The organism is Helicobacter didelphidarum (assembly GCF_003364195.1).
Classification (GTDB): Bacteria; Campylobacterota; Campylobacteria; order Campylobacterales; family Helicobacteraceae; genus Helicobacter_A; species Helicobacter_A didelphidarum.
Genome location: NZ_NXLQ01000155.1, coordinates 1 through 882, shown reverse-complemented (window position 1 = coordinate 882; position 882 = coordinate 1). Strand labels below are relative to the sequence as shown.

Annotated in this window: 1 pseudogene; it reads left to right on the top strand. The window is 35.8% G+C overall.

Annotated elements, in window-relative coordinates:
- Positions 1-882: pseudogene (locus CQA53_RS12860) on the top strand (hypothetical protein); the annotation flags it as partial.

The following is an 882-nucleotide window of genomic DNA, read 5'->3' as shown; positions in this document are numbered from 1 at the left end:
CAATAAATCAATCTAACAACATCTCTCTATCCAACCTCCTCTACCTCCATAATAACAAGATAGATATATTTACTAAGAATGGTAGTGAGATAGATATAGCAGAGATAGAATCTCTACTTAGAGATTCTAAGGATACATACACAGATTCTAAGATAGCCTCTAATCCCACTTTAGATTCTAATGATACTTTTAGAGATTCTAATCTCACCCTAGATATTCTTAATTCTCCCAATACTCAAATATTCCTCTACTCTACTCTCCTTCATGGCTCTAAAGAAATAGAATCTCATCCTTTATACTTTGGGGAATTAGACAAAGATAGCAATATGGGATTCAATACAAATAAACCCATATATTACTTACAAGGTGGAGGGGATATGGATTCTGTCATTGCGAGGAATGAAATGACGAAGCAATCCACAAACAACAATGCTACAGATTCTAATGCTATGGATTGCCACGAAGCTAACACTTCTCGCAATGACAATAAAGAATCAATCCACACTACCAACACAAACTCTACCACTACTCAATCAAACTCTACTAACAATAATTCAAATGCAGATTCTCCCTCTCCCCACAATAACACTACTGCCCCCATAGGTAATGCTACTCTCCAAATATTCCTCCACTCCTCTACTCTTACAATACTTCATTATTCTCTTATTCATTCTAGCCTTCATATCAAGCTAGAATGTAAAAGCAAAGAATCTCAAGAGATAATAAAACAAGAGAGAGATTGCCACGAAGCTAAAGCTTCTCGCAATGACAACAAAGAATCTCTCTCCACTGCCTTCCTCTGTCCTATATTAGAAGATAATGAATTAAAATGTCCTCATAATGGCAGAGTAAAGCTAAAGAGCAAGAAAGGTAAAAGCTTCA